The 26,006-nt window shown below is 71.7% G+C and carries 14 protein-coding genes; 8 read left to right on the forward strand and 6 right to left on the reverse strand.

Annotated features, from left to right (window positions below; all coding sequences use genetic code 11):
- Positions 1-9: 9 nt before the first annotated feature.
- The 3 genes from ACFY0U_RS07330 (at position 10) to ACFY0U_RS07340 (ending at position 4,671) form a co-directional block, all read left to right on the forward strand.
- Positions 10-699, forward strand: coding sequence for a response regulator transcription factor (locus ACFY0U_RS07330; protein ID WP_307024620.1), 690 nt, complete (start codon positions 10-12; stop codon positions 697-699).
- Positions 696-2,153: a sensor histidine kinase gene (locus ACFY0U_RS07335; RefSeq protein WP_388631572.1), complete on the forward strand. Its 1,458-nt coding sequence runs from the start codon at positions 696-698 to the stop codon at positions 2,151-2,153. Before ACFY0U_RS07330 ends, ACFY0U_RS07335 begins: the two co-directional genes overlap by 4 nt.
- 691 nt (positions 2,154-2,844) lie before the next feature.
- A complete protein-coding gene (locus ACFY0U_RS07340; protein ID WP_388632375.1) occupies positions 2,845-4,671 on the forward strand; it encodes a SpoIIE family protein phosphatase in 1,827 nt (608 codons plus the stop codon).
- Between the two features lie 9 nt (positions 4,672-4,680).
- Here the strand turns inward: ACFY0U_RS07340 and ACFY0U_RS07345 are convergent, their stop codons facing one another.
- From ACFY0U_RS07345 to ACFY0U_RS07365, 5 genes are all read right to left on the reverse strand, one after another.
- A complete protein-coding gene (locus tag ACFY0U_RS07345) occupies positions 4,681-7,710 on the reverse strand; it encodes a SpoIIE family protein phosphatase (RefSeq protein WP_388631575.1) in 3,030 nt (1,009 codons plus the stop codon).
- 213 nt (positions 7,711-7,923) lie between these two features.
- Entirely contained in the window at positions 7,924-8,991 is a 1,068-nt protein-coding gene (locus tag ACFY0U_RS07350; protein ID WP_388631578.1) for a LacI family DNA-binding transcriptional regulator, read from the reverse strand.
- Between the two features lie 126 nt (positions 8,992-9,117).
- Positions 9,118-11,436, reverse strand: a complete 2,319-nt coding sequence (locus ACFY0U_RS07355; RefSeq protein ID WP_388631581.1) for a beta-galactosidase — start codon at positions 11,434-11,436, stop codon at positions 9,118-9,120.
- Positions 11,436-13,199, reverse strand: a complete 1,764-nt coding sequence (locus ACFY0U_RS07360; RefSeq protein WP_388631583.1) for a beta-galactosidase — start codon at positions 13,197-13,199, stop codon at positions 11,436-11,438. Before ACFY0U_RS07360 ends, ACFY0U_RS07355 begins: the two co-directional genes overlap by 1 nt.
- Positions 13,200-13,228: 29 nt before the next feature.
- The gene (locus ACFY0U_RS07365) at positions 13,229-14,425 is read right to left on the reverse strand and encodes an MFS transporter (RefSeq protein WP_388631586.1); all 1,197 of its coding nucleotides are present in this window, start codon (positions 14,423-14,425) and stop codon (positions 13,229-13,231) included.
- Positions 14,426-14,558: 133 nt separating this feature from the next.
- Here ACFY0U_RS07365 and ACFY0U_RS07370 point away from each other — a divergent pair, with 133 nt between their 5' ends.
- Positions 14,559-17,579, forward strand: coding sequence for a beta-N-acetylglucosaminidase domain-containing protein (locus ACFY0U_RS07370; protein ID WP_388632377.1), 3,021 nt, complete (start codon positions 14,559-14,561; stop codon positions 17,577-17,579).
- A 78-nt stretch (positions 17,580-17,657) separates the two neighbouring features.
- Here ACFY0U_RS07370 and ACFY0U_RS07375 read toward each other — a convergent pair whose 3' ends face one another.
- Positions 17,658-18,422: a sugar isomerase domain-containing protein gene (locus ACFY0U_RS07375; RefSeq protein WP_388631589.1), complete on the reverse strand. Its 765-nt coding sequence runs from the start codon at positions 18,420-18,422 to the stop codon at positions 17,658-17,660.
- A gap of 176 nt (positions 18,423-18,598) precedes the next feature.
- Between ACFY0U_RS07375 and ACFY0U_RS07380 the strand changes: the two genes are divergently transcribed.
- The 4 genes from ACFY0U_RS07380 to ACFY0U_RS07395 all read left to right on the forward strand — a co-directional run bounded on the left by ACFY0U_RS07380 (position 18,599) and on the right by ACFY0U_RS07395 (position 26,004).
- Entirely contained in the window at positions 18,599-19,480 is an 882-nt protein-coding gene (locus ACFY0U_RS07380; protein ID WP_388631592.1) for a MurR/RpiR family transcriptional regulator, read from the forward strand.
- A gap of 109 nt (positions 19,481-19,589) precedes the next feature.
- Complete coding sequence (locus ACFY0U_RS07385; RefSeq protein WP_388631595.1) at positions 19,590-23,816, forward strand: NEW3 domain-containing protein; 4,227 nt, start codon at positions 19,590-19,592, stop codon at positions 23,814-23,816.
- Entirely contained in the window at positions 23,816-24,463 is a 648-nt protein-coding gene (locus ACFY0U_RS07390) for a peptidyl-prolyl cis-trans isomerase (protein ID WP_388631599.1), read from the forward strand. Before ACFY0U_RS07385 ends, ACFY0U_RS07390 begins: the two co-directional genes overlap by 1 nt.
- Positions 24,464-24,627: 164 nt before the next feature.
- On the forward strand, positions 24,628-26,004 hold the full coding sequence (locus ACFY0U_RS07395; RefSeq protein WP_388631602.1) for an extracellular solute-binding protein: 1,377 nt from the start codon (positions 24,628-24,630) through the stop codon (positions 26,002-26,004).
- The last annotated feature ends 2 nt before the right edge of the window (positions 26,005-26,006 follow it).

Here is a 26,006-nt window from a genome sequence, read left to right on the forward strand (position 1 = left end):
TATGAACGGGTGGAAAAAGTACGCCTCCTCGTCGTGGACGACGACCCGCCCATCGCCGACCTCGTCGCGACCGTCGCCCGGTACGAGGGCTGGGACGCGGTGACGGCGAACTCCGGGGAGGAGGCGCTGAGCCGTGCCGCGTCGTTCCGTCCGGACATCGTGGTCCTCGACCTCATGCTGCCCGACATCGACGGTTTCGGCGTCCTGGAGCGGCTGCGCAGCTCGGGCACGATGGTGCCCGTGGTGTTCCTCACCGCCCGGGACGCGGTCGCCGACCGGGTGGCGGGGCTGACCCGGGGCGGCGACGACTATCTGGTGAAGCCGTTCGCGGTGGAGGAGCTGATGGCCCGGCTGCGGACCGTGCTGCGGCGCTCGGCCGGGCCCGGCTTCCAGCGGTCGGTGCTGCGGGTGGCCGACCTGACGATGGACGAGGACACCCGCGAGGTGCGCCGCGGCGACAAGCTGCTCACGCTCACCCCGACCGAGTACGAGGTGCTGCGCTATCTGATGCGCAAGTCACCGACCGTGCTCACCAAGGCGCAGATCCTCGACCATGTGTGGGAGTACGGCTTCGGCGGCCGGTCCAACGTCGTCGAGCTGGTCGTCAGCCGGCTGCGCCGCAAGCTGGACGACACCGGTGATCCGCTGATCCACACCGTCCGGGGCTTCGGCTATGTGATCCGGCAGGCGGCCGAGTGATCCGGCGGTTCCGGCAGGCGTATCGCAGGCTCCGGCTCGGCACTCGGCTGGCACTGGGCCTCGGCGCGTTGGCGCTGCTGGTGTTCGGCGTCGTGGGCACCGCGCTGACCACGTACATGCGCGACTATCTGTCGGCCCAGCTCAACGAACAGCTCCAGCTCGCCCAGGTCGCCCAGTCCAAGAGCATCCTGGCCCACGGCTCACTGGCGGGCAAGAAGTACTACCGCTGGTACTACGCCGTGTACGACGTGAAGGACGGCACCGCCGAGCTCCGGGCCCCCGAGGACGCCTCCGACCTGCCGAAGGACGTCGACGACTTCACGTCCGTGGCACAGGCGCAGACCGCCACCGGCACCGAGGTGCTGCGCACCTCCCACCTCAAGGGCGCGGGCGACTACCGGCTGCGGGCCTGTGAGGTCGAGCCCGGTGTGGTCCTGGTCAGCGCGGCGCCCATGGACGAGATCGACGAGACCGTGGGGCAGCTGATCACGATCCAGGTCGTCACGTTCGGGCTCGCGCTGCTGGCGCTGGTGCTGTTCGGGCGGAAGGTGCTGCGCAACGGTCTGAAGCCGCTGAGCGACATGGCGCACACCGCGCACGGCATCTCCTCGCACAACCTCACCGATCCCGAGGCCCGGCTGCCGCTGCGCGCGGACCGCAAGGGCGGCGGCCCGGAGGTCGAGGAGCTGCGCACCGCGTTCAACACGATGCTGGAGCACATCGACGACTCGCTCGCGGTGCGCGCGGAGGCCGAGCAGCGGCTGCGCCGGTTCGTCGCGGACGCCTCGCACGAGCTGCGTACGCCTTTGATGTCGGTACGGGGCTACGCGGACCTCTTCCAGTACGCCGCCGCGAACGCGCCCGAGGAGCGGGAGCGGCATCTGGCGAGGCTGCGCGCGGAGGCGGCCCGGATGGGTGTCCTGCTGGACGACCTGCTGCTGCTCGCCCGTCTCGACGCCGCCGAGGTGGACACCCCGCTGCGGCCCAAGGACACGGACCTGGTGGAACTGGTCGACGAGGCGGCCGACGCCTTCCGGGCCGCGCACCCGGACCGCCCGCTGACGCTGACGGAGGGCCCGGGGTCCCTGGTGCTGCGTCTGGACCCGCATCGCGTCCGCCAGGTCCTGGACAACCTCCTCACCAACGCGGCCGTGCACACCCCGGCCGGCACCCCGGTGTCGGTGGCGGTCACGGTCGCCTCCGGCCGCGCGCTGGTCCGGGTGACGGACGCGGGCCCCGGCATCCCGCCCGCCGACCAGGAGAAGGTGTTCGACCGCTTCTACCGCGTCGACAAGGCCCGCAGCCGCGACCGCGGCGGCAGCGGGCTGGGACTGGCGGTGGCCCGCTCCCTGGTACGGGCCCACGGCGGCACGGTGGAGGTGAGCAGCGAGCCGGGCCGGACGGTGTTCACGGTGTCGCTGCCGCTGGGCCGGGGTGACGCGGCGGACGGCTGAGCGACTGAACGGCGCCATCGGACGGGCAAGTCACGTTTGCGGAAGCCAAGTTGGCAGACATCGCTGTCCATGAACGGCTGGACAGATCTTCCGGGCTCCCCGAGGATGTCTGACGCCGGGCTGTGGAGTCCGTGCCCTGGGAGGCAACCCCCGTGGTCACCTGCGCGGAGAGGCGATGCGGTCGGATCCCCAACGTTTGCTTGCCACGGCAGTTCGCCGCATCGCCCGCGCCGAGGACCGTGCGGAGGTGGTTCACGAACTCTGCGCGGTGAGCGTGGAGCACTTCGCGGACGCGGTTCTCGTCTACCTCGCGACCGGCCCCGGCGCCTCGCCCGAGCCGGACCCGGTCCCCGGCCAACTCCGCCTGGCCGCAAGCCGGTTCCGGGGTGCGGCCGACCCGGAGCGGTCTTCCGGACGGGGGCAGGACCCGGGCGCCGCGATCGGCGTACCGCCGGCCCTCGCCTCGGTGGCGCGGTCCGGTGTCCTGGCCGAAGTCCTGCGCGCGGGTGAGACGTTGAGCCGGATCTCCCCCGCGATCGACCCGGCACTGCGCGAACTGCTGGGCCCGGCTCCCCGGCTGCCCAAGGGACATCGCGTCCTTCTCACCCCCCTGTCCGACGCGCGGGGCGTGGTCGGCGCGGCCGTGTTCCTCCGCCGGGCCGACAGCGAGGCGTTCGACGCGGACGACGTACTGACGGTCGGCCAGCTCTCGGCGCAGGTCGCCCTCGGCGTGAGCGAGGCCCCGGCCGCCTCGCCCTCCACGGCCGCCCCGACGCCGAGGCCGCTCCCCCCGTCCCCGGCCTCCCCCACCCCCATGCACCGCGAGGGCGACCGCCTCCGCTTCGCCGGCGCCGCGACCCGCCGGATCGCCCGTGGCATCGACATGGACGAGATCGTGATCGGGCTGTGCCGGGCCACCGTGCCGACCTTCTCGGACGCGATCCTGGTCTATCTGCGCGAACCGCTGCCGGTCGGCGACGAACGTCCCGTCGAACCGCTCGTCCTGCGGCTGCACCGGACCGACCGGATCCCGCACGAAGAGGACGGCTTGTGGTCCGTGGACGACCCACGGCCCAAGCCACCCGCGCTGGACGAACTCGTCGCCGAGCGCTGCACCGTGCCGAGCGGCGGCGCGCTCGCCGAAGTGCTGCGCGGCGTACGCCCCGTCTTCACGGACTCGCCGGCGGCCCAGGCCGCCCTGCCCGAACTCCTCGGCAAGGGCAGCGAGTCGATCACGCCCGACGGACAGCACGCCATCCTCGCCCCGCTGCGCGGCCGCCGCCGCGTCATCGGCGCCGCCCTCTTCCTGCGCAGCCCCGAACACCCCGCATTCGTACCGGACGACCTGCTGCTCGCCGCCCAACTCGCCACCCACAGCGCCCTCGGCATCGACAAGGCGGCCCTGTACGGCCGTGAGGCCTACATCGCCGACGAGCTCCAGCGCGCCATGCTCCCCGAGACCCTGCCCCGCCCCACCGGCGTCCGGCTGGCGTCCCGCTACCTCCCGGCCGCCGAGACCGCCCGCGTCGGCGGCGACTGGTACGACGCGATCCCCCTGCCGGGCAGCCGCGTGGCGCTCGTCGTCGGCGATGTCATGGGCCACTCCATGACCTCCGCCGCGGTCATGGGCCAGCTGCGCACCACGGCCCAGACGCTCGCCGGTCTCGACATGCCGCCGCAGGACGTGCTGCACCATCTCGACGAACAGGCCCAGCGCCTGGGCGCCGACCGCATGGCGACCTGCGTCTACGCCGTCTACGACCCCGTCGCGCACCGCATCACCATCGCCAACGCCGGCCACCCGCCGCCCCTCCTGGTGCACCTGGGCGGCCGCACGGAGGTGCTGCGGGTGCCTCCGGGCGCGCCCATCGGAGTCGGCGGCGTCGCCTTCGAAGCCGTGGAACTCGACGCGCCGGCCGATGCCACCCTGCTCCTCTACACGGACGGGCTCGTCGAGTCACGCCTGCGGGACGTGTGGACCGGTATCGAGCAACTGCGCGAGAAGCTCGCCGCGACCGCGCAGTTGACCGGCCCTGATCGTCCGCCGCCGCTGGAGGAGCTGTGCGACGAGGTGCTCGACATGCTCGGCCCCGGCGACCGGGACGACGACATCGCGCTGCTGGCCGCACGCTTCGAGGGGATCGCGCCGAGCGACGTGGCGTACTGGTTCCTGGAACCCGCGGAGGCGACCCCCGGCCGGGCCCGCCGGCTGGTCCGGCGCACGCTGTCCCGCTGGGGGCTGGAGGAGCTGAGCGACTCCGCGGAACTGCTGGTCAGCGAGGTCGTCACCAACGCGGTGCGGTACGCGTCGCGGCCCCTGACCGTGCGGCTGCTGCGCACCGACGTCCTGCGCTGCGAGGTCACCGACGACGAGCCGCGGCTCCCGGTGCTCGGTCAGGCGCGGGCCACGGACGAGGGCGGGCGGGGTCTGTACCTGGTGAACAGGGTGGCCCGGCGCTGGGGGGCGTCCCGGCTGAGCACCGGCAAGGTCGTCTGGTTCGAGCTCGACCGGCCGTGACCGGGCCCCTCACGGCAACGGCAGCTCCGTCCAGATGATCTTCCCGTCGGGGGTGTAGCGCGTTCCCCACCGCTCGGTGAGCTGGGCGACGAGGAACAGCCCGCGGCCGCCCTCGTCCTCGTTCTTCGCGCGGCGCAGTCGCGGGGAGGTGCTGCTGCCGTCGGAGACCTCGCAGATCAGGGCGCGGTCACGCAGCAGCCGGAGCTGGACCGGACCGGTGGCGTGCCGGATGGCGTTGGTGACCAGTTCGCTGGCGACGAGTTCGACGGTGAAGGACAGCTCCTCCAGGCCCCAGGCGGCCAGCTGTTCGGTGACCGCGGCGCGGAAGCGGGAGACGGCCGCCGGGTCGCTGGGCACGTCCCACTGGGCGACCCGGTCGCGGTCCAGGGCGTGGGTACGGGCCACCAGCAGGGCCACGTCGTCGCTCGGCCGGGCCGGCAGCAGTGCGTCCAGGACGGCCTCGCAGGTCTCCTCCGGCGCCCGCCCCGCCTGCGCGAGCACGGCGCCCAGGCGCTCGACGCCGGCGTCGATGTCCCGGTGCCGGTCCTCGATCAACCCGTCGGTGTAGAGCACCAGTTGGCTGCCCTCCGCCAGCTCCAGCTCGACGGTCTCGAAGGGCATCCCGCCGAGCCCGAGCGGCGGCGCCGACGGCAGGTCGACGAAGGTCACCGTGCCGTCGGGCTCGACGACCGCGGGCAGCGGGTGCCCGGCGCGGGTGAGGGTGCAGCGCCGGGACACCGGGTCGTAGACGGCGTAGAGACAGGTCGCCCCGACGATCCCGGAGTCCGGGCTGTTCTCCGCCGCCCAGCCCTCGCCCCGGTCGAGGCGGCCGACGAGGTCGTCGAGGTGGGTCAGGAGGTCGTCGGGCGACAGGTCGAGGGAGCAGAAGTTGTGGACGGCGGTGCGCAGCCGGCCCATCGTGGCGGCCGCGTGCAGTCCGTGGCCCACGACGTCGCCGACCACGAGCGCGACCCGCGCGCCGGAGAGCGGGATGACGTCGAACCAGTCGCCGCCGACACCGGCCTGCGCCGGCAGATAGCGGTAGGCGACCTCGACGGCGCTCTGCTCGGACCGGCCCCGCGGCAGCAGGCTGCGCTGGAGGGCGAGCGCGGTGTTGTGCTCGCGGGTGTAGCGCCGGGCGTTGTCGACGCAGATCGCCGCGCGGCCGGCGAGTTCCTGGGCGAGGGAGAGGTCGTCGTCCTCGAAGGGGGCGGCCCTCTGCGACCGGTAGAAGCTGACCAGACCGAGGGTCGTGCCGCGGGCCCGCAGCGGCACGGTGACCAGGGAGTGGACACCGGCCGCGAGGATCCGCTCGCCCCTGGCCGGGTCGTGGTCGAGCCGGCCCCCGGCCGCGGCGAGCACGGGTTCGAGCATCGGCTGCCGGGACTCAAGGCCGCGGGCCTGCGGTGCGGACGGGGCGTACCGCACCAGGTCGCCGACCGGGTGCAGAGGCGATTCCTCCTGTACGGCGCCCAGGGCGACCCGGCGCAGCGGGGTGTCCGCGCCGAGCGGCCCCGGCTCCTCGCCGAGCAGCACCGCGTCCGGCAGGTCCACGGCGACGAAGTCGGCGAACCGGGGGACGGCCACCTCGGTCAGTTCCTCCGCCGTACGGGTGACGTCGAGCGTGGTGCCGATCCGCACGCCCGCGTCGTGCAGCAGCTCCAGCCGCCGGCGCGCGAGCAGGGCCAGCCGTCCGACACCGGGCTCGCCGAGAAGGAGGAGCCGGGCGTCGACACCTGGAGCGTCCATGGCGGGGGCGTCGCCGGCGGGCTCGGTGCCGACGGACGCGATTCCCACGGCGCCCTCGGCGACCTCGGCAGCGACGGATGTCCCGGGCCGGACAGGCATCCGGGTGGCGACGCCCACAGCCGCATCCGGATACGGCTCGGCGCCGACAGCCGCGTCCGCCGCGGCGGGCGCCCCGCCGCTGAGGGGCGCCCCGGTGTCACCCTGCGCGCCCCGCTCCATCTCGGCGGGTGCCGGTACGACGGTCCGCAGCCCGGCGAAGCGCGCCGCGGGCCGTGCCGGTGCCGGGGAGGGGGCCGGCGCCGGCACGGGTGGGACGGTCGGCTGCGGGAGGGCCCGGGTCGGGGTGACCGGGGTGGTCGGCGCGCTGAGGCAGACCTGGCGCACATGCGGGCTGCCGGCGATGCGGGCCTCGACGACGACACCCGTCTCGCCCGCCGCGCCGCGGACCTGACGGCGCAGCAGGGTGGCGGTGCGGCCGCCGGAGAGGGTCACCTCGTCGAGGGTGCGGTGCGGGGAGTCGAGCAGTTCCTCGGCCCTCTCGCGCAGCACGGCCAGGTCGACGCGGCCGAGTTCGTCCCCGTCCGGGCGCCCCGGCTGCCGCCACTGTGTCGACGCCCGGGCGGCCGCCCGCCGGTACGCGGCGAGCAGCGCCCGCTCGCGTTCCGTGGCCAGCTCCAGCATCCGCGCCTCGATGGCGTGGGCGGCCTCGCGGACCAGCCGCAGCATGGCGGGGTCGCCGTCGTCGCGCAGACAGGTGAGGTCCAGGACGGCCTCGATACGTCCGCTGAGCGGGTTGCGGACGGGTGCGCCGGCACAGGCGAAGGGCTGGAGACAGTCGGCGAAGTGCTCACGGCCGACGACGTAGACGGGGTTGCGTTCGGCGAGCGCGGTGCCGACGCCATTGGTGCCCACGACCCGTTCGGAGGCGTCGAAGCCGGGGGCGAAGCTCACCTCGTCGAGGCGGTCGCACAGCGGCCGTCCGCCGCCGAGCCGCTGGACCATGCGGCCCTGTCCGTCGCACAGCGCGATGGTCATGCCGGCCTCGGAGAGCGAGGCGGCGAGGTTCTTCAGGACCGGCTCGGCCGCGTGCAGGAACGGGTCGTCGAGGGTGAGGTCCGGCGCGTAGGGAACCTGGAGGCGGTCCGGTTCCAGCCCTACGGACCGGCACCGTTTCCAGGAGTCGAGCACGGAGCCGCGGACGTCCGCGTCCACTCGGGCTCCGGCCAGAAATCGTTCGTGGGCATCGACGAGCCCGCCGATGTCGTCCCAGGCGACGGACAACAGGATCACTTCCCTACCCGGAGACGGGCCCGGTGGCGCGCCGCCGTTCGGCTCGCCCCCCGGCGGAGTCCTCCCAGTCGTTTTTCACCTTAGACCCTTTGTGATACCGATCACAACGAACTCCTGAAGTGCCCCGGAGGCACCTTTCGTCCCCACGTTCGACCCTTCCGCTACGCGTTCGGTCGGGGGCGACGGGGACGGGCGGTCAGCCCCTGGCGGCTCTCAGCCCTGCGGCGGCCGACCGCAGCTGCGGCGGACGATGACCTCGACGGGGATCAACGGCTCGGTCCGCTCCTCGGTCCGCCCGTCGATCCGGTCCAGCAGAAGCCGCAGCGAACGCCTGCCGATCTCGGCGAAGTCGGTGCGCACGGTGGTGAGCGGCGGCAGCAGATGGGCCGCCTCGGGGATGTCGTCGTACCCGACGACGCTCACGTCCTCGGGGACCCGGCGCCCGGCCTCGTGGAGGGCGTGCAGCAGGCCGAGGGCCATCTGGTCGTTGGAGGCGAACACGGCGGTGACGTCCGGGCGCCGGGCCAGCCGCCGGCCGAGGTCGTACCCGGAGTCCGCGCTCCAGTCCCCGACGAGCACCTCGGGCACCTCGGCGCCCGCCGCTCTCAGGGTCTCCTGCCAGCTGCTGAGGCGCTGGTCGGCGGAGGTCCAGCCGGTGGGCCCCGCGATGTGCCACACGGTGGGGTGCCCGAGGCCCAGCAGATGCTCGGTGGCCTTGCGGGCGCCGTTGCGGGAGTCGGCGGTGGCCAGCGGGGTGCCGCCCCTGATCTCGTTCTCCAGGACCACCAGCGGCGTGTCCAGGTGAGTGTCCGCCAGCGTCTTCCCCACCCGGTGCTGCGGCGCGATGGCGATGACGCCGTCCGCCCCCTCGGCCGACAGCCGGTCCACGGCCTCCGCGACCGTGGCGTGATCGGCGGTGTCGTCCAGCGCCATGGAGCTCAGCAGGTAACCGGCCTTCTGGGCGGCGGTGTTGATGGCGGTCAGGATGCTCGCGGGCCCGTAACGGGCGGCGTCGAAGGAGATGACCCCGAGCATCCGCGTCCGCCCACTGGCCAACGACCGCGCACTGCGGCTCGGCCGGTACCCGAGACTGCGCATCGCCGCCTGCACGGCCTCCCGCGTCTCGGCCCGAACGGCCGGATTGTCGTTCAGCACCCGAGAAACGGTCTGCTTGGACACCCCGGCCAACCGCGCCACGTCATCCATCACCGGCCGCGAGCCCGCGAAGTTGCGACGACTGCGCCCTTTGGGGGCGGGGTCGTCGGCGGCGCGGGAGTTCATCGCGGGTGCTTCCTCGGAGTGGCTTCGGGGTCGAATCGGGCCCAGCATAGGTCGCAGGCCCAGGCCAACGCCCTCAGGGGCGCGGGGAACTGCGCGACCAGCCCCCACACGCCCGCAGCCAACGAGTCACCCCACAGCCCAACGGCGAACAGTCACCAACTCCACCCGCTCGATACACGCCCTACCCCAACCGCCCCCAGCCTCCGGCGGCACATACACGTCGGCGCCCTCAAATCCGGGAAGCACCCGCACCCGCAGCGAACCCACCGGAACCCGATCCAACCCGATGTCCCACACCCGCCCCGAGAAGAACTGATCGGCGACAAGGGCGTCCCCCACATACGCCCGCCCCACATCCCCGGTCCAGTGGATACGCAACAGCGTCCCCGGCGGCACCCCGTCCGGCAGCTCCACGAGATACTCGGCCGCCACCGCGTCGAAGTACTTGTCGGCCGGCGCACTGGCCCGCCCCAGCACCCCGGTGACCGGCTCCGGCGCGGCACCGGCAGCCCGTACGAGAGTGACCGAAGCTTCACCGACAGAGACGTCATCCCCCGACAAGACGCACTGCTTGAACATCCCCTGCTCATCCGGCGACGGGAACACGGCGAACGACGGCTGCCCGGCAGAAGGGGCACTGTGCACCCGTACTTCCCCCTGGTCGAACACCACCCCACCCTCAGCCAGCACAAGCCGCTCGGCCCCCCACACCACACCCCGATAGGCCGTACGAGCCGTCACCGCGTCCAGCACCAGCAGCCCGACCCGGTCACCACCCGACGTCTCCACCTCGACCAGTGCGTCGGTCCCGGGCCGCAGCCCGCTCACCAGCACTCGTCCGTCGGGATACGTGACCTTCCCGGACGGCGTCCTCACCGACCCCACCGTGGAAGCGTCCAGGGCAAGTTCAGGCGCGATCCCCTCAACCGCCACCAGCACCAGCACCGTTCGACCACTGTCATCCACCGTGCACACCGGCTGAGCCGTCGCCCACTCCACGCGCACCCCGCCCACGTCGAGCCGCAGCGGCCAGCAGAAGGTGGCCCCCGACGGGACGGTCACGGGAGTGCTCGGGAGCGTCACCGGTCCGCCCTCGGGGAACTCCACCGTGAACGACGTCCCCGGATGGTCCGGCAACGGCTCGTGCGGCTGGTGGTTGTTGACGAACAGGAACCCCGAACCGCCGTCACCGCGCACGGCCCAGCGCAAGGTGTCCCGGTCGTCCTGTCCGCGCGGCCGTTCCTCGGGCAGCACGGACTCCATCGGTGCGATCAGATGCCCGAAGTCGGCCAACAGCAGGTGCTGGAGCCGCAGTTCGTCGTACGTGGCCCGGTACTGCCCGTACTCGCCGAGCGGTGCCTGGAAGTCGTACGTCAGGACAGGCAGGTCGTTCGGGTAGCCGGTGGCGTGGGACTCCTGGAGGGAGGTCAGCTCACCCGGCGGATTCGTGCCGCCGTGGAACATGTAGTACCCCTGCCACACCGAGCCGCACCCGATCTTGGTGAGCCCGAGCGCCGCGATGTCGGCGGCGTCCACGCGCGGCCGCCGGTGGTAGGAGACGGCCATGCCGCCGCCCAACTCGCAGGTGGCCCAGGGGAATCGGTCGGCGAGGGCATCCGGGGCGCTGCCGCGGACGTGCACCGGGCGCAGATCGGATCCGATGCCCTCGTCGTCGCGCTGGTGGGTGAAGAAGAAGTGCTTGCGGCAGGTGTCGGGCCAGCCGCCGTCGGCCTCGGTCCAGAAGGTCTCGGTGTAGCCGCCGTACAGCGGCAGCAGTTCGTCGGGCGGGAGCCGGACGCCGCCCCAGGCGGTCGACGTCCACAGCGGGGCGCTCAGCCCCGCCTCCTGGGCCATGCGCTTCAACGTGAGCAGATGGCCCGGCTGGTCGTAGAGCTCGTTCTCGATCTGGACGGCCACGATCGGGCCGCCGTGCGCCCGGTCGAGGCCGCGGAGTTCTCCGGCGATCGCCGCGAACCAGGCCCCGACCGCCTCCAGATAGACCGGGTCGTCGGTGCGCGGCACGCAGTCGCGGGCCGACAGCCAGTCCGGCAGGCCGCCGTTGCGGACCTCGGCGTGCACCCAGGGGCCGATGCGCGGGATGAAGTCGAGGCCGTGGCGGGCGCAGAGTTCGACGAAGCGGCGCAGGTCGCGGTCGCCGTCGAAGCGGACGCGGCCCTCGATCTCCTCGTGGTGGATCCAGATGACGTAGCTGGCGACGACGGTGATGCCGCCGGCCTTCATCTTGAGGAGTTCCTCCTCCCACTCCCCGGCCGGGTAGCGGCTGTAGTGGAACTCCCCGGAGACCGGGAACCAGGGGCGGCCGCCGCGGGTGAGGTAGCGGCTGGTGACCTCGATCGGGTCGGGCACGCCCGGTGCGTCGGCGAAGGGGAGATGGCCGGTGAGCGGGGGCCCGGAGGGCGCGGGAACGCTCAGGCGGTGCGGCATCAGAACGTCTCCGGGCCGAGGTCGGGGGTGTCGGTGAGCCGGGCGGTCGTGCCGGTGGTGGCGTGCAGTTCGAACAGGACCAGTTCGTTGGTACCGGGGCGCAGGACCGGCGCGGGCACGTACAGGGTGTGCTGCGGGCCGCGGTTCCAGTAGCGGCCGAGGTGGAAGCCGTTGACCCAGGCCTGGCCCTTGGTCCAGCCGGGCAGGGCGAGGAAGGCGTCGGCCGGTTCGGCCACCTCGAAGGTGCCGCGGTGGAAGGCGGGAACGGCGTCCGTGGTGGCGTCCGACGGGGTGAAGGGCACGGCCGTGAGGTCGGTCAGGGACAGCGGGTGGTTGTCCCAGGCACGCAGGACGGCGCCGTTGAAGGAGACCTGACCGAGCAGGCCCTTGGGGGCGCCGATGCGGGGGCCGTAGTTGACGCCGCCCATGTTCTCCACGAGCACGTCCAGCGTGGCGCCGGGGCGGGGTACGAGGACGGGCAGGGTCTCGTCGTGGTGGCGGCGCTCGAGTACGCCGACGGGGGCGCCGTCCAGGAAGACCTGGGCGCGGTCGCCGACCCCGCCCGCGAAGTGCAGCAGGCCCTGGCCGGCCGTGGGGACGGTGGCCCGGTAGAGCGCGTATCCGGAGCTGAGGCCCAACTCGTCCATCATCGCGGGGTCTTCGGTGCGCAGGGGTGCGGCGAGGGTGGCCGCGTGCGGGAGCAGGGGGGCGCGATGGGTCAACACGACGCTGGTCGGCGGGAGTTTGGGGCCGGGGGACGGGACCGGCTCGTCGGGGACGGGTGCGTGGCGGGCGATGACCTCGCGGAAGGCGTGGTACTTGGGGCCGGGGTCGCCGGACTCGGTGAGCGGGGCGTCGTAGTCGTAGGACGTGACGGTGGGCTCGTAGGCGTGCTTGTGGTTGGCGCCGTTGCTGAAGCCGAAGTTGGTGCCGCCGTGGAACATGTAGATGTTGACGGAGGCGCCCGCCGAGAGCAGCCGGTCCAGGTCGGCGGCGGCGTCGGCGGCGTCCCGGGTGTGGTGCGGGCCGCCCCAGTGGTCGAACCAGCCGATCCAGAACTCCGCGCACATCAGCGGGTCTTCGGGCCGGTGCGCACGGTACTGGTCCAGCGCCGCGTCGATCCGTCCGCCGAAGGTGCCCGCGGCCAGGACCCCGGGGAGGCTGCCGGCGGCCAGGTGCTCGGGGTCGGCCTGGTCGCAGGTGAAGAGGAACTCCTCGACTCCCCTGCTCCGGAAGGCCTGTTCGAGGTGCTTGAGGTAGGCGGTGTCGTCGCCGTAGGCGCCGTACTCGTTCTCCACCTGGACGGCGATGACGGGACCGCCCGCCTCGGCCATGTACGGCAGCAGCGGGGGCAGCAGCAGGTCGAAGTAGCGGTCGATCGCCCCGGTGAAGCGGGGGTCGGAGCTGCGCAGCCGGATGTCCGGGTCCGAGCTGAGCCAGCCGGGCAGGCCGCCGCCGTCCCACTCGGCGCAGATGAACGGTCCGGGGCGGAGCAGGACGTGCAGCCCCTCCTCCTTGGCGAGGCTCAGATAGCGGGGCAGGTCGAGGAAGCCGTCCAGGACCAACTCGCCCTCGGGGTCGGGCTGGTGGACGTTCCACGGCACATAGGTCTCGACGGTGTTGAGGCCCATCAGCCGGGCCTTGCGCAGCCGGTCGGCCCACTGGTCGGGGTGGACGCGGAAGTAGTGCATGGCGCCGGAGAGGATGCGGAACGGCTCGTCGTGCAGCAGGAAACCGTCGGACGTCGTCGTCAGTGCGGGCATGCTGGTGTTCCCCTTCGATGCGAGCGGGTTCAGTGCGAACGGGTTGAGGTACTGCGGATCAGCCAGAGGGTCGCGGCGAGGCACACCGCCGAGACTCCTGCGAGAAGCAGCGGTACGGCCTTGATGTCCGACCACTCGATCACTTTGCCGAGCGCCGGTCCGGCCACCACTCCGCCGGCCATCGAGGCCGCGATGACCAGGGCTCCGGCCCGCCGGGCCTGCGGGGCGGCCTTGTGCAGCCAGGGCAGTCCGGTGGGGAAGATCGGCGCGATGAACAGCCCGACGCCGGCGTACGCGTAGGGCGCCAACTCGCTGATGGACGCGAGCAGCAGACAGACCGTCATCCCCGCGCAGGAGACCGTGATGATGGTCTGCGCCGAGAAGCGCAGCGCGAGGGGCGCGACCAGGAACCGGCCCACGGTCATCATCAGCCAGTACACGGAGGTGGCGGTGGCGGCGACCCCGGCGCCGTAGCCGACGGTCTCCAGATGGGTCGGTTCCCAGCCGCCGACGCCGGCCTCGATACCGACGTGCAGGACGTACAGCGCGACGAACACGGCGAGCACCGAGCCGAGGCTGCGGCCGAGGACGCCACCGGGGTCGGGTGCCGTGCCGGACGGCTGCGGCGCCTTGTCCCGTACGCCCTTCAGACACCACAGCAGCGGCAGGTTGACCAGCGCGAAGGCGAGGAAGACCGCCGGGTAGCGCTCGGCGCCGACCGCGCCGATCACGGCCGGTCCGAGGATCGCGCCGATGCCGAAGTGGGCGTTGAGGATGTTCAGCATCGCCGTGGAGCGGTGCCCGAAGCCCACGGCGAACAGCTGGTTGAGCCCGTAGTCGATACCGCCGAACCCGAGCCCGGCCAGCAGGGCGGCGGCGAGGGCGAGCGGCCAACTGGGAGCGAGCGCGAAGCCCGCCGCACCGACGGCCATGAGGAGATACGAGGCGCCGAGGATCCGCCGGTTGCCGATCCGCCCGAACCACCGGTCGAAGAGCAGCACCCCGGCCACGCCACCCACGAAGTGCGCGCTCAGCCCGAGTCCCGCCCCGGACGGGGACAGCCCGAACTCCGCGCGGAAAGCCGGGATCGCCGGACCGTACAGGGCCTGGAGCGCACCGATCAGAACGAAGCCGACGCACGAGGCGACGACGGCGGACGGGCTGAACACCGGGGCTTCGACTGCACGGGCTTCTCTCAGCACGACAGGAAATGTTACCGGTAACATCCCGCCCGTCAAGATTGCGGACAGTCGCACCATTGAATGATTCAATCAGCATCAATAGACTCCGCCGGTGGATGAATTCACCTTGCGTTCGAGACTCTCCAGGAGATCGGCGGGGGTGGCCGCCGTGCTGCTGATGGCCGCCGGTCTCACCACCCCGTCCCTGACACCGGCGTCGGCGGCACCCGGGCAGCTCACCCCCGAGGTCTGGCCGAAACCCCGGAGCATGAAGACCGGACCGGACCGGTTCACGGTCCCCGACCGGGTCGTGGAGGTCGTCGGCCCGGACACGGACCCCTCGGCCCGCAAGGTCGTCGAGTCGGCCCTGCGCGCGGCCGGCGCCGACCGGATCGTGAGGGTCGACAAGCCGCCCGTGTCGGCCGCCTTCACGGTCTACCTCGACGGCCCCGGCACGGTCGCCACACTGAAAAGACTGGGCGCACGGTCCCCGGCCGGACTCCCCTCCGGCGGCTACTCCCTGGCCTCCGGCCGCCGGGACGGCCGCACCCTCCTCGCCCTCTCCGGATCCGACGCGACCGGCACCTTCTACGCCGCCCAGACCCTGCGCCAACTCCTCGCCACCACAGGCAAGTTGCCCGAGACGAAGATCCGCGACTGGCCCACCGCGGCCCTGCGCGGAGTCATCGAGGGCTTCTACGGCACCCCCTGGACGCATGCCGAGCGCCTGAGCCAGCTCGACTTCTACGGCCGTACGAAACAGAACGTCTACGTCTACTCCCCCAAGGACGACCCCTATCTGCGCGCCCAGTGGCGGGACGAGTACCCGCCCGCGGAACTGGCCCAGTTGAAGGAACTGGTCGACCGCGCCGGCGCCAACCACGTCCGCTTCACCTACGCCCTCTCCCCGGGTCTGTCGGTCTGCTACTCCTCCGACTCCGACATCGCGGCCCTCACCCGCAAGTTCGACTCGCTGTACGCGATCGGTGTGCGCTCCTTCGCGGTCCCGCTGGACGACATCAGCTACACGAAGTGGAACTGCGCCGCCGACGAGCAGGAGTTCGGCACGGGCGGAGGAGCGGCGGGGACGGCCCAGGCGTATCTCCTCAACAAGGCGTGGGAGTCCTTCTCGGCCGGCCACACCGGCCTCGAACCCCTGGAGATGGTCCCCACCGAGTACTCCGACCTCGCCGACTCCCCCTACAAGACGGCCCTGCGCGAGAAGCTGGACCCGTCCGTGGTCGTCGAGTGGACCGGCGTGGGAGTGATCGCGCCGACCGTCACCGCCGAGCACGTCGCCCAAGCCCGCGCGGTGTTCGGCCACCCGATCCTGATCTGGGACAACTACCCGGTCAACGACTACGTCACCAGCCGCCTCCTCCTCGGCCCGTACACGGGACGAGAAGCCGGCGTGGCCGAGGCGGCGACCGGTGTCACCGCCAATCCGATGGTCCAGGGCGAGGCGAGCAAGCTCGCGCTGTTCACCTCGGCCGCCTACCTCTGGAACCCGGACTCCTACGACCCCCGGTCCGCCTTCCTCGCCTCGGTCCGCGACCTCGCGGGTCCCGGCGCCGCCAAGTGGCTGCGGATCTTCGCCGAGAACAACTACTCCTCCCAGCTCGACGCGACCGAGTCCCCCACCCTGACACAGCTCATCGCCGACTTCCGCACGGCGTACGAGCAGGACAGCGGGCTCGACCGGGCCGCCGCCGCACTCCGCTCGTACTTCACCGACATGGCCGCCACACCCGCCCAGTTGCGCGCCCGGCTCGACAACCCGGGGTTCCTCGACGAGACGTCCGCCTGGCTGGACAAGCTCGGCCGGTACGGGAGCGCGGGACGGACGGCCGTCGATCTGCTGCTCGCCAACAAGCGGGGCGACCCGGACGCGGTGTCGAAGTACTGGACCCGACTACAAGGTGAGCGCAAGGCGTTGGACGCCGTCCCCGAGCAGGTCTCGCCGGGTGTGATGGACCAGTTCCTCTACACGACCATGCTGGAGAACGCCCCCGACCCGGGCGTCGACGCCGCCTTCTCCCCCGGCTCCCTCTCCCTGAAGCCGGGCGCCTCCGAGAAGGTGACACTCGACTTCTCGGACAAGGAGGCCCGCACGGTCAGCTGGAAACTGGACGTCCCTGCCGGCGTCACCGCCTCGCCGACCGCGGGCACCGTGACGGTCCCGGCCGGGGGCAGCGCCTCGGCCACCGTCACGCTGACCGGGGTCACCGAGGGCGTCCACTCGGTCGTGGTGTCGGGTACGGGCGTTCTCGACCGGGCGATCCCCGTGCAGGTCACCGAGAAGACCGGTTCGCTGACGGCCTTGACCGCCAACTTCAGTGGCGCGTCGGTGAGTTCCATCGACCTGGCGTCCGGTACGACCAAGAACATCGCCGTGGGCGACAACCCGGGCGAGGTCGTCGTGAGCGCCGACGGCCGTACCGCCTTTGCCGCCAACCAGGGTTCCGACACGGTCAGTGTCATCGACGTGGCGAGCGGCTCGGTCACCGGCACGGTCGCCGTGGGCCGCGTGCCCGCCGGGCTCGTACTGACGCCGGACGGCGGGACGCTGTGGGTGGCCAACTACACGGACGGGACGGTCCAGCCGGTGGACACCGCGACACTCAAGGCGGGTACGCCGGTCACGGTGGGCAGCGGTCCCGAGAACATGGCGATCACCCCGGACGGCACGACCCTGTACGTGGCCAACATCCACGACAACACGGTCAGCCCGGTCGACCTCGCCACCGCGAAGGCCGGTACCGCGATCCCCGTGGGCCCGAGACCCTTCAACATCGTCGCCGCACCCGACGGCAGGACGGTCTACGTCTCCAACTCCGGCGGCTCGACAGTGACCCCGATCGACACGACGACGAACGACACCGAGCCGACCCTCCTGGTCACCGGCCAGGCATACGGACTCGGCCTGTCGCCGGACGGCCGAACGCTGTGGGTCAGCCCGAGCACCGGGGACTACGTCACGCCGGTGGACACGGTGACCGGCGCGCCCGGCACCAAGGTCACGGTCGGCAGATCGGCGTTCGACGTGGGCCTGGACTGGAAGGGCGAGACGGCGTACGTAACGACGGCCGACGGGAACAAGCTCGTACCGGTCGACACCGCGACCGCCACCGCCGGGGACGCGCTGACGACCGGCGCATATCCGTTGGCCGTAGCCCTGACACCAGTACCGATGAACTAACGGCCAGCATCCGCACCTAGGGGCGCGGGGAACTGCGCGACCAGCCCCCACCGGCCCGCAGCTTCCCCGCGACCCTCCCTAACTCGCTGTACGCCTGATCCGCCCCGCGTACCGCTTCTCCAGCTCCAGATTCCCCTCAAAGCCCCCCGGCACATTGGCCGACACATACACCGGCGGCCGCTCCCCCGAGGCAAGCAGCACAGCCGACGCCTCGGCGACAGCCATCTGCACCAACATCACCCCGGTAAGCGTCGACAACGCACACACCGCACCCCCACCCGGCAACTCCAGCAACGCATCCCCGCGCGGGGCCGCGTTGTCGAGCACGACGTCGGCCAGATCGACGAGCTTCTTGCCGCTGGAGTGGCCGGCGGGGACCGCGTGGGTGTGGGCGAGGGAGGTGATGGCCAGGACCTTGTGGCCCCGCTCCTTCGCGTGGAGGGCCATCTCGACGATCACATTGTTGACGCCGGAGTTGGAGATGATCACGAAGAGGTCCTGGGGACGCGGCGCCGCGAGGTCGTACAGCCGCGCGGCCACCCCCGGCTGCCGCTCAAGGAGCGGGTCGTCGAGGACGGACGGGTCGTCACCGCCGTACAGGACGAGGTCGGCGATGCTCAGTCGGTTCGTGGGAACCAACCCGCCCGCGCGGCCCGCGACTTCGAGGACCATGGCCTGGGAGTGGCCGGTGCCGAAGGCCTGGATGACGCCGTCGGCGCGCACACAGTCGGCGATCAGTTCCGCGGCGCGGGCCACGTCGGCGCGGGCGGACTCGGTGATCTGCTGAAGGACGGTCAGGCTCTGCTGCGCGAAGCCCTGGGCGCTGACGGACTCGACGGACACGCGGCACTCACTCCCTACTGATGGATTGAACCACCCTATACATCTCCATCGGTGAATCAATAAACCATAGGATGGTCGGCGCATTCAATCGTCCTGCACATCGGTTCCCGGTCCGCCTTCGCAGCCGGTCCTGGTATTCAATGAGGGGCCTGAGCGGTGGCTGGTACCTTCTTCCCATGCCTCCGACGGACGTCACGACATTGATCCGCACCGAGCTGCCCCGGCTGGCCGGCTCCCTGCGCAAGGTCGGCGAGCTGATCCTGGAGGATCCGGCCGCCGTCACCCACTGCTCGGCCGCCGAGCTGGGCCGCCGCACCGGCACCTCCCAGGCCACGGTGACCCGCTTCTGCCGGGCCATCGGCCTGGACTCCTATCAGCATCTGCTGATCGAACTGGCCAAGGAGCACGGTCGCGGCGAGGTCTCCGACTGGGGCACCGCCGAGATCGGCCCGGACATCTCCCCGGACGACAGCCTGGAGCGGGTCGTGCAGGTCGTGGGCAACGCCGACCTGCGGGCCGTCCAGCAGACCATCGACCGGATCGACCTCGACGCGATCGAGCGCGCGGCCCAGGCCATGGCCCGGGCCCGACGTATCGACCTCTACGGCACCGGCGGCAGCGGGGCGGTGGCGCTGGAGACGGAGACCCGGCTGTTCCGTATCGGCTGCTCGGTGCGCGGCTGGACCGAGGTGCACGGCGCGGCCACGTCCGCGGCGCTGCTCACCCCGGCGGACGTGGCCGTGGGTATCTCGCACTCGGGGGCCACCCGGGAGACCATCGAGCCGTTCGAGCTGGCCAAGGAGCGGGGTGCCACCACCGTGGCGATCACCTCCGACCCGCGCTCACCGCTCGCCAAGGCCGCCGACATCCGGCTCGTCTCATCCGCCTCGGAGACCAACTTCCTCACCGGCATCGGCGGCCGGCACTCCGTCCTGGTGCTGCTCGACTGCCTGTACGTCCGAGTGGCGCAGCTCTCCTACCAGCGCGCGAGCGCCTCCCTGGCACTGACCGACCACATCGTGCCGCAGCACTCGGCGAAGGGTCGGCGCACCCGCTGACGGCAGTGGTATTGCATAGATGATTCACCGAGAACACGCGTAGATGGTTGTTTGAACCATCCCTGCGGTGCCAGGATGGTGCTCCGCCGAGCATCCTCGTAGGAGACCCATGCGCGTCACCTCTGTCGAGTCGACCGAGCTTTTCGTCGGGACCGCCGAACAGCCGTACCAGGTGGTGGTCGCCGAGATCAGCCACGTCCCGGGCCGCACGGTCCGCCTCACGGCCGAGGGCCCGGGCGGTCCGCGCAGTGTGGGGGAGACGCTGGTCACCACGGCCGACGACGGCACCGCACGCGCCGAGATACCCGTGACCGGCGACGGCGACGAGATCACGGTCGTCGCCGTCGACGGTGAGCACAGCGACCGGCACGCCGCCCCGTTCACGGCCGCCGAGCCCGGCTGGACCATGTTCATGGTCAGCCACTTCCACTACGACCCCGTCTGGTGGAACACCCAGGCCGCCTACACCGAGACCTGGGACGTGGCCGACGACCCGGCCTCGTCCGGTCTCCCGGCCCGCACCTTCGACTCGCGCGGCCAGTCCGGGATGAGCCTGGTGCGCGCCCACTGCGACCTGGCCCGGCGCGATCCGGCGTACACCTTCGTGCTCGCGGAGGTCGACTACCTCAAGCCGTACTGGGACGCCTTCCCGGAGGAGCGCGCCTTCCTGCGCCAGCTGATCCGCACCGGCCGCGTCGAGATCATGGGCGGCACGTACAACGAGCCCAACACCAACCTCACCGGCGCCGAGGCCACCGTACGCAACGCGCTGTACGGCGACGGATACCAGCGCGGGATCATGGGGGCCTCGCCCGAAACCGCCTGGCAGCTCGACGCGTTCGGGCACGATCCGCAGTTCCCTGGGCTGATGGCGGACGCCGGGGTCACCTCCAGCTCCTGGGCGCGCGGGCCGTTCCACCAGTGGGGGCCGACGCTCTCCGTCTTCGGCGAGGAGCCCCGCGATCCCCAACGGATGCAGTTCCCGGCCGAGTTCGACTGGATCGCCCCCTCGGGGCGCGGCATCCTCACCGCGTACATGGTCAACCACTACGGCGCGGGCTGGGCGATCGACAACGCGCCCACCCTGCCGGAGGCGGAACAGGCCGCGTTCAAGCTGTTCAAGGGCCTGAAGAAGGTCGCGCTCACCCGCAACGTCATGCTGCCCGTCGGCGGTGACTACGCGCCGCCGTGCCGCTGGGTGATGGGCATCCACCGGGACTGGAACGCCCGTTACGTCTGGCCGCGGTTCATCAGCGCGATCCCTCGGGACTTCTTCGCCGCCGTGCGTGCGGAACTCGACGAGGAAGGCCGCAAGGCCTCCCCGCAGACCCGGGACATGAACCCGGTCTACACCGGCAAGGACGTCTCCTACATCGACACCAAGCAGGCCCAGCGGTACGGCGAGAGCCTCCTCGCCGACGCGGAGGCCTGGGCGACACTCGCCTCCCTCACCACGGGGCACCCCTATCCGGACGCTGCGCTCGACAAGGCGTGGCGGCAGCTCGTCTACGGCGCCCATCACGACGCCATCACCGGCTCGGAGTCGGACCAGGTCTACATCGATCTCCTCACCGGCTGGCGGGAGTTGTACGACCTCGCCGAGACCGTGCACGCCGACGCGACGCAGGCCCTCGCGGACCGGGTCGTCCCGCTGCCGGGCGACGGCGCGGACCTGGTGGTCTTCAACTCCGCGACCTGGGCGCGCAAGGACGTGCTGAGCGTCCAGGACGAGGGGCTCCTGCCGGTCGACGAGAGCACCGGGCTGCCCCTGCCGTCCGTGCGCGAGGAGGCCGGCCGGCTGAGTGTCGTCGTACCGGACGTGCCGGGCCTGGGCCTCAAGGCCGTCCCGCTCGCCGAGGGCACCGCCTCCGCGTGGACGCCGGCCGAAGGGGCCACGATCCGCAACGAGTTCTACGAGCTGACCGTCGACCCCGCGCGCGGCGGCGGCGTCAGCAGCCTGCGAGCCCTGCGGGAAGGGGCCAGGGAACTGCTGCGCGCCGGCGACATCGGCAACGAACTCGTCGTCCAGGAGGAGTACCCGAGGCACCCGCGCTTCGGCGAGGGCCCCTGGCACCTCACACCGACCGGCACAACCGCCGCTCGCAGCAAGGACGTTCAGGCCGACATCGATGTCGAGCACTCTCCCGCCGGACAGCGCGTCACGGTCCGCGCCGACCTCGGACTCTTCACGTACACGCAGCGGCTGACCCTGTGGAAGGGCGTCGACCGTCTCGACGTCTCCACGACCGTCGACGGATACGACGGCGCCGACCGGCTCATCCGGGTGCGCTGGCCGTCCGACGTGCGCGGCGGGCTGCCGGTGCACGAGGTGGCGGACGCGGTGATCGGGCGCGGGTTCGGGTTCGTGGAGGTGGACAGCGAGCAGTTCCCGTGGACGCTGGACAACCCGGCCAACACCTGGTTCGGGCTGGGATCCACCGCGCGGGTCGCCGTGCACGACGGTTCCGGCGCGCTCCTCGGGCACCGCTCGATCGGGGTCGCCGAGCTGATCTACTCCGACTGGGACGTGGCCGGCGAGCTGGGCGCCGAGCTCGCCGCCGCCCTGGTCCGCGCCGGGGTCACCGCGACCTCGACCATCGCTGGCGGCCCGCGTTACGGCGACCTGGAGGTCGACTCCAATCTCCCCGACATCCGGATCGCCGTCGGCGGCCCCGACCGCAACTCCGTGGTCGCCGAGGCTCTCGGCTGGGACCCGGCCGCCGGGCGCGAACTGCGGCGGCAGCTCGCCGAGGGGGACGTGGCCGCCGTGTGGGTCGCGCCGCGCGCCTCGCTGCGGGAGGAGTGGGTGCCGGGGGCCGATCTGCGGGACCTGGAGCGGCTGCCGCTCCTCGTCGTGGCGGGCGGCGAGGACGACGCCAAGGCGGTCGACGCGCTCATCGCCGACCTGGACGACTTCACCGTCACGGCCACCGCCGCGGGCAGCGGCGAGGCCCTGCCGCCCGGCGACGCCTGGGACGGCCGGAGTTTCGCGGTCCTGAACCGCGGCACACCGGGCTGTGTGGTCACCTCGTCCGGCGACCTCTACATGTCCCTCATGCGCTCCTGCACCGGCTGGCCCTCCGGTATCTGGGTCGACCCACCGCGCCGCACGGCCCCCGACGGGTCCGCCTTCCAGCTCCAGCGCTGGTCGCACACCTTCGAGTACGCCGTCGTCGCGGGCGAGGGAGACTGGCGGGAGGGTCAACTGCCCCAGCGCGGCCATGAGTTCAACCGCCCGCTCACCGCAAGGCTGCGGACCGGACCCCAGGCCGCACTCCTGCCCCGGAACAGCTCCCTGCTCCAACTGGAGCCCGCCGGCGAGGTGTTGCTGGACGCCCTCAAGCCGGCCGGCTCCCCGCTCGCCCGGGGCGGCACGGCGCTGCCGGACCCGGGGAACGGGATCGTCGTCCGCGTGCACGAGGTGAACGGCCGTCCCGCACGGGCGCGTCTGTCGCGGCCGCACGGGTGGACGGAGGGGGCCCGGGCGGACGTACTGGAGAGGCCCGGGAAACCGCTCACGCCGGGCGCGGAGGGCACGCTGGAGGTCGACCTGGCCGGCTTCGAGGTGGCGACCGTCCTCGCCACACCCGCGGACGCCCTGGAGACCCCGCCGGACCCCGGCATCGCCGCCGCCGAGCCCGCGCAGCCCGTCCACACCCGCTACTGGCTCCACAACTCCGGCCCCGCCCCGCGCGGCAACATGCCGGTCGCCGTGTACGTCTCCCCCACCACCCTCACCGTCTCCGGCCCGGTGACGGCCACCGTCCGCATCGGCTCGGAACTGACCGACGCACCGGTGTCGGGCACGGTGACCTTCGAGGTGCCCCCCGGCTGGTCCACCGAGCCCGCCGAGCTGCCGTACACCCTCGGCCCCGCCGGCTTCAGCCTCACCGAGGTCACGGTGACCCCGCCGCCCGACCCCGAGCCCGGCCGCCACTGGCTGGCCGCACGCCTGTCGTACGGCGGGCAGACGTACGAGGACGTGGTGGCGCTGGACGTGCCGGACGGGCACACGGGACCAACGCTCGTATCCCGTCTAGGGGTTGAGCGTGTCGTCGTACGACGAGACGAACGTGCCCGTGTCCCCGTGACCCTGCGCAACACCACCCGGGGCCCGATCAACGGCACCCTCTGGGCCGTGTCCTCCTGGGGCACCTGGCCCGGGGTCGCACCGGGCGTCCAGGGCTTCACCGTGGCCGGCGGAGCGGAGACCGAGTGCGTGATCGAGGTGGACGGCTCGGCGGTGCCGCCGGGTTCGTACTGGCTGATGGCGAAGGTGGGCTGGCACGGCTGCGTGGCGTACACGGAGGCCGTGGAGCTGGAGGTGAAGCCGTGATGGAACATGCCGCCTCCGTGGGCGGGGCGCCCGTGTCGAAGGACCGCGTGGAAGCCCTTCTGGAAGCAGTCCCGGCCCGAGACCGAGAAACCCGACCAGAAGCCTTGGCCCGGGCCGATCGACAACGCCGGCGGTGGGCGACGCAAGTAGTAGTGATCGACGAACTCGCCCAAAAGGCCTGCGCGGAGCGCAGCCTTAGGGGCGCGGGGAACTGCGCGACCAGCCACGACGGCGCCGCACCCGAAGAACAACCCATCACCGCCCTCCCCGCGGAGCGCGACGTCGCCGACCTGGGCAGCATCGTCGCGGTCGCCCTAGCCCACTCCTCGGCCGCCCGCACCCTCCTCGAACACCTGGAACGCGAGCAACAGATCCCCGAAGAGGCGGCCTACGACTACTACGACCGCAACCGCGACCGCTTCCTCACCCCCGCGGCGCTGAGACGCGGCGCCGACCCCTTCCACGAAACATCAGACCTCCTGCCGTACGACGAGGTCCGCGACGGCATCCTCCACGAACTCCGCCGCGCCGCAGCCCGCCGCGCCTTCTTCGACTGGCTGGACCGAGCACGCGCCGACGTCGTGTACGCACCGGGGTACGAGCACCCCGGCGACCCCTCGCACCCGGACCACGAACACCGGCACTGATCGGGTCGCTGACCCCTCACGGAACCACCACGGAACCGAAAAGCAACACGGCAAGGCATTGACCTCCGATGAATTCTGGTCCACCTTTTCATCAATCGGAGTCGAAGTTGGTTGATTGAACCAGCCACATCTCAGACTCGCCCGGTCGCAGGAGGGCCCATCACATGCGTGCAAAGAGACTGACCCGCACCCTGACCTGTCTCGCCGTTCTGTCACTGACCGCCGCCGGCTGCGGCCTGTCGGGCGGCGGTTCGGACGACGGCGACGCCACAGCCGGCGGCTGCAAGGTCGACAAGGGCAACGTCGGGTCGGGCAAGCTCACCGGCGAGGTCAAGGGCGACATCACCTTCCAGACGACGAACCTGAAGAAGGACTTCGGGGACTTCTTCAACGGAGTGATCGCCGACTTCGAGAAGGCCCACCCCGGCACCAAGGTCAAGTGGATCGACGACCCCGGCGACAACACCTTCACCAGCCGCACGGTCGCCGACGCCCAGGCCTGCACACTGGCGGACGTCATCAACGTCAACGCGCCCACCGCGACCGCCCTCACCAAGGCCGGCTACCTGCTGGACGTGGGCACCAAGGACCCCGACGCGTCCAAGCCCTTCGTCCCGGCGTTCTGGAAGACCAGCACCTTCAAGGACGCCTCGGGCAAGTCGATCCACACCACGCTGCCCTGGTACACCGGCGGTGTCCTCCTGACGTACAACAAGGACCTGCTGGAGAAGGCCGGCATCGACCCGGCGAAGCCCCCGACGAGCATCTTCGGGCTGTTCGCCGACTACGAGAAGGTCGCCAAGGCCGCCGACGGCAAGTTCTACGCCACGATGGCCAACCCCATCTGGCGCATACCGGCCGACTTCGACCAGATGGGCATCAAGGTCCTCTCCACCGACGGCAAGTCCGCCGTCTTCGCCGACGACCCGCGCACCACCGAGTGGGTCGCGTGGATGGCGAAGCTGTACAAGGCGGGCGCGATGCCGAAGGACTCGCTGTCCTCCAGCAACGACCCCTCGACGCTCTACAGCCAGGGCAAGGTGGCCTACGGTTCGACGAACCCGAGTTTCGTACGGTTCGTGAAGCAGAACAGCCCGTCCGTCTACGACAAGACGGCCGTCGGCCAGCAGCCCTACGACGCGCTCGGCCGCGCCTCCGCGGGCGCCCCGCAGTACATATCGGTCGCCGCGACCAGCAAGAACGCGCCCACCGCGCTGTCGTTCGCGGAGTTCCTCACCAACGCCGAGAACCAGACGGCTTGGTGCAAGGACCCGGCCGTGGTGATCTTCCCGACCACCACGGAGTCGCTGAACGACCCGTTCTTCCAGAACGTCAGCGGCAGCGACCCGTTCTCCCAGGCCCGCAAGCTCGTCGCCGACCAGCTGAAGACGGCCGACACCAACCAGACCAACCTCTCCCCGGCCGTGCAGAACGCCATCGTGTCCCAGGTGCAGCTGGCCATGCAGGGCAAGAAGAGCGCGGCGGACGCCGTGAAGGACGCCCAGGAGAAGGCCAACGAGCTGCTGAAGCAGGCGGGCTGACG

The organism is Streptomyces sp. NPDC001536 (assembly GCF_042894505.1).
Taxonomy (GTDB): domain Bacteria; phylum Actinomycetota; class Actinomycetes; order Streptomycetales; family Streptomycetaceae; genus Streptomyces.

Excerpts from the sequence above, each read along its gene's own strand:
- ACFY0U_RS07395 (WP_388631602.1), top strand. The coding sequence starts at position 24,628 with ATGCGTGCAAAGAGACTGACCCGCACCCTGACCTGTCTCGCCGTTCTG.
- ACFY0U_RS07350 (WP_388631578.1), bottom strand. The coding sequence starts at position 8,991 with ATGAACTCCCGCGCCGCCGACGACCCCGCCCCCAAAGGGCGCAGTCGT.
- ACFY0U_RS07370 (WP_388632377.1), top strand. The coding sequence starts at position 14,559 with ATGGCCGCCGGTCTCACCACCCCGTCCCTGACACCGGCGTCGGCGGCA.
- ACFY0U_RS07380 (WP_388631592.1), top strand. The coding sequence starts at position 18,599 with ATGCCTCCGACGGACGTCACGACATTGATCCGCACCGAGCTGCCCCGG.
- ACFY0U_RS07390 (WP_388631599.1), top strand. The coding sequence starts at position 23,816 with ATGGAACATGCCGCCTCCGTGGGCGGGGCGCCCGTGTCGAAGGACCGC.
- ACFY0U_RS07385 (WP_388631595.1), top strand. The coding sequence starts at position 19,590 with ATGCGCGTCACCTCTGTCGAGTCGACCGAGCTTTTCGTCGGGACCGCC.
- ACFY0U_RS07360 (WP_388631583.1), bottom strand. The coding sequence starts at position 13,199 with ATGCCCGCACTGACGACGACGTCCGACGGTTTCCTGCTGCACGACGAG.
- ACFY0U_RS07365 (WP_388631586.1), bottom strand. The coding sequence starts at position 14,425 with ATGTTACCGGTAACATTTCCTGTCGTGCTGAGAGAAGCCCGTGCAGTC.
- ACFY0U_RS07355 (WP_388631581.1), bottom strand. The coding sequence starts at position 11,436 with ATGCCGCACCGCCTGAGCGTTCCCGCGCCCTCCGGGCCCCCGCTCACC.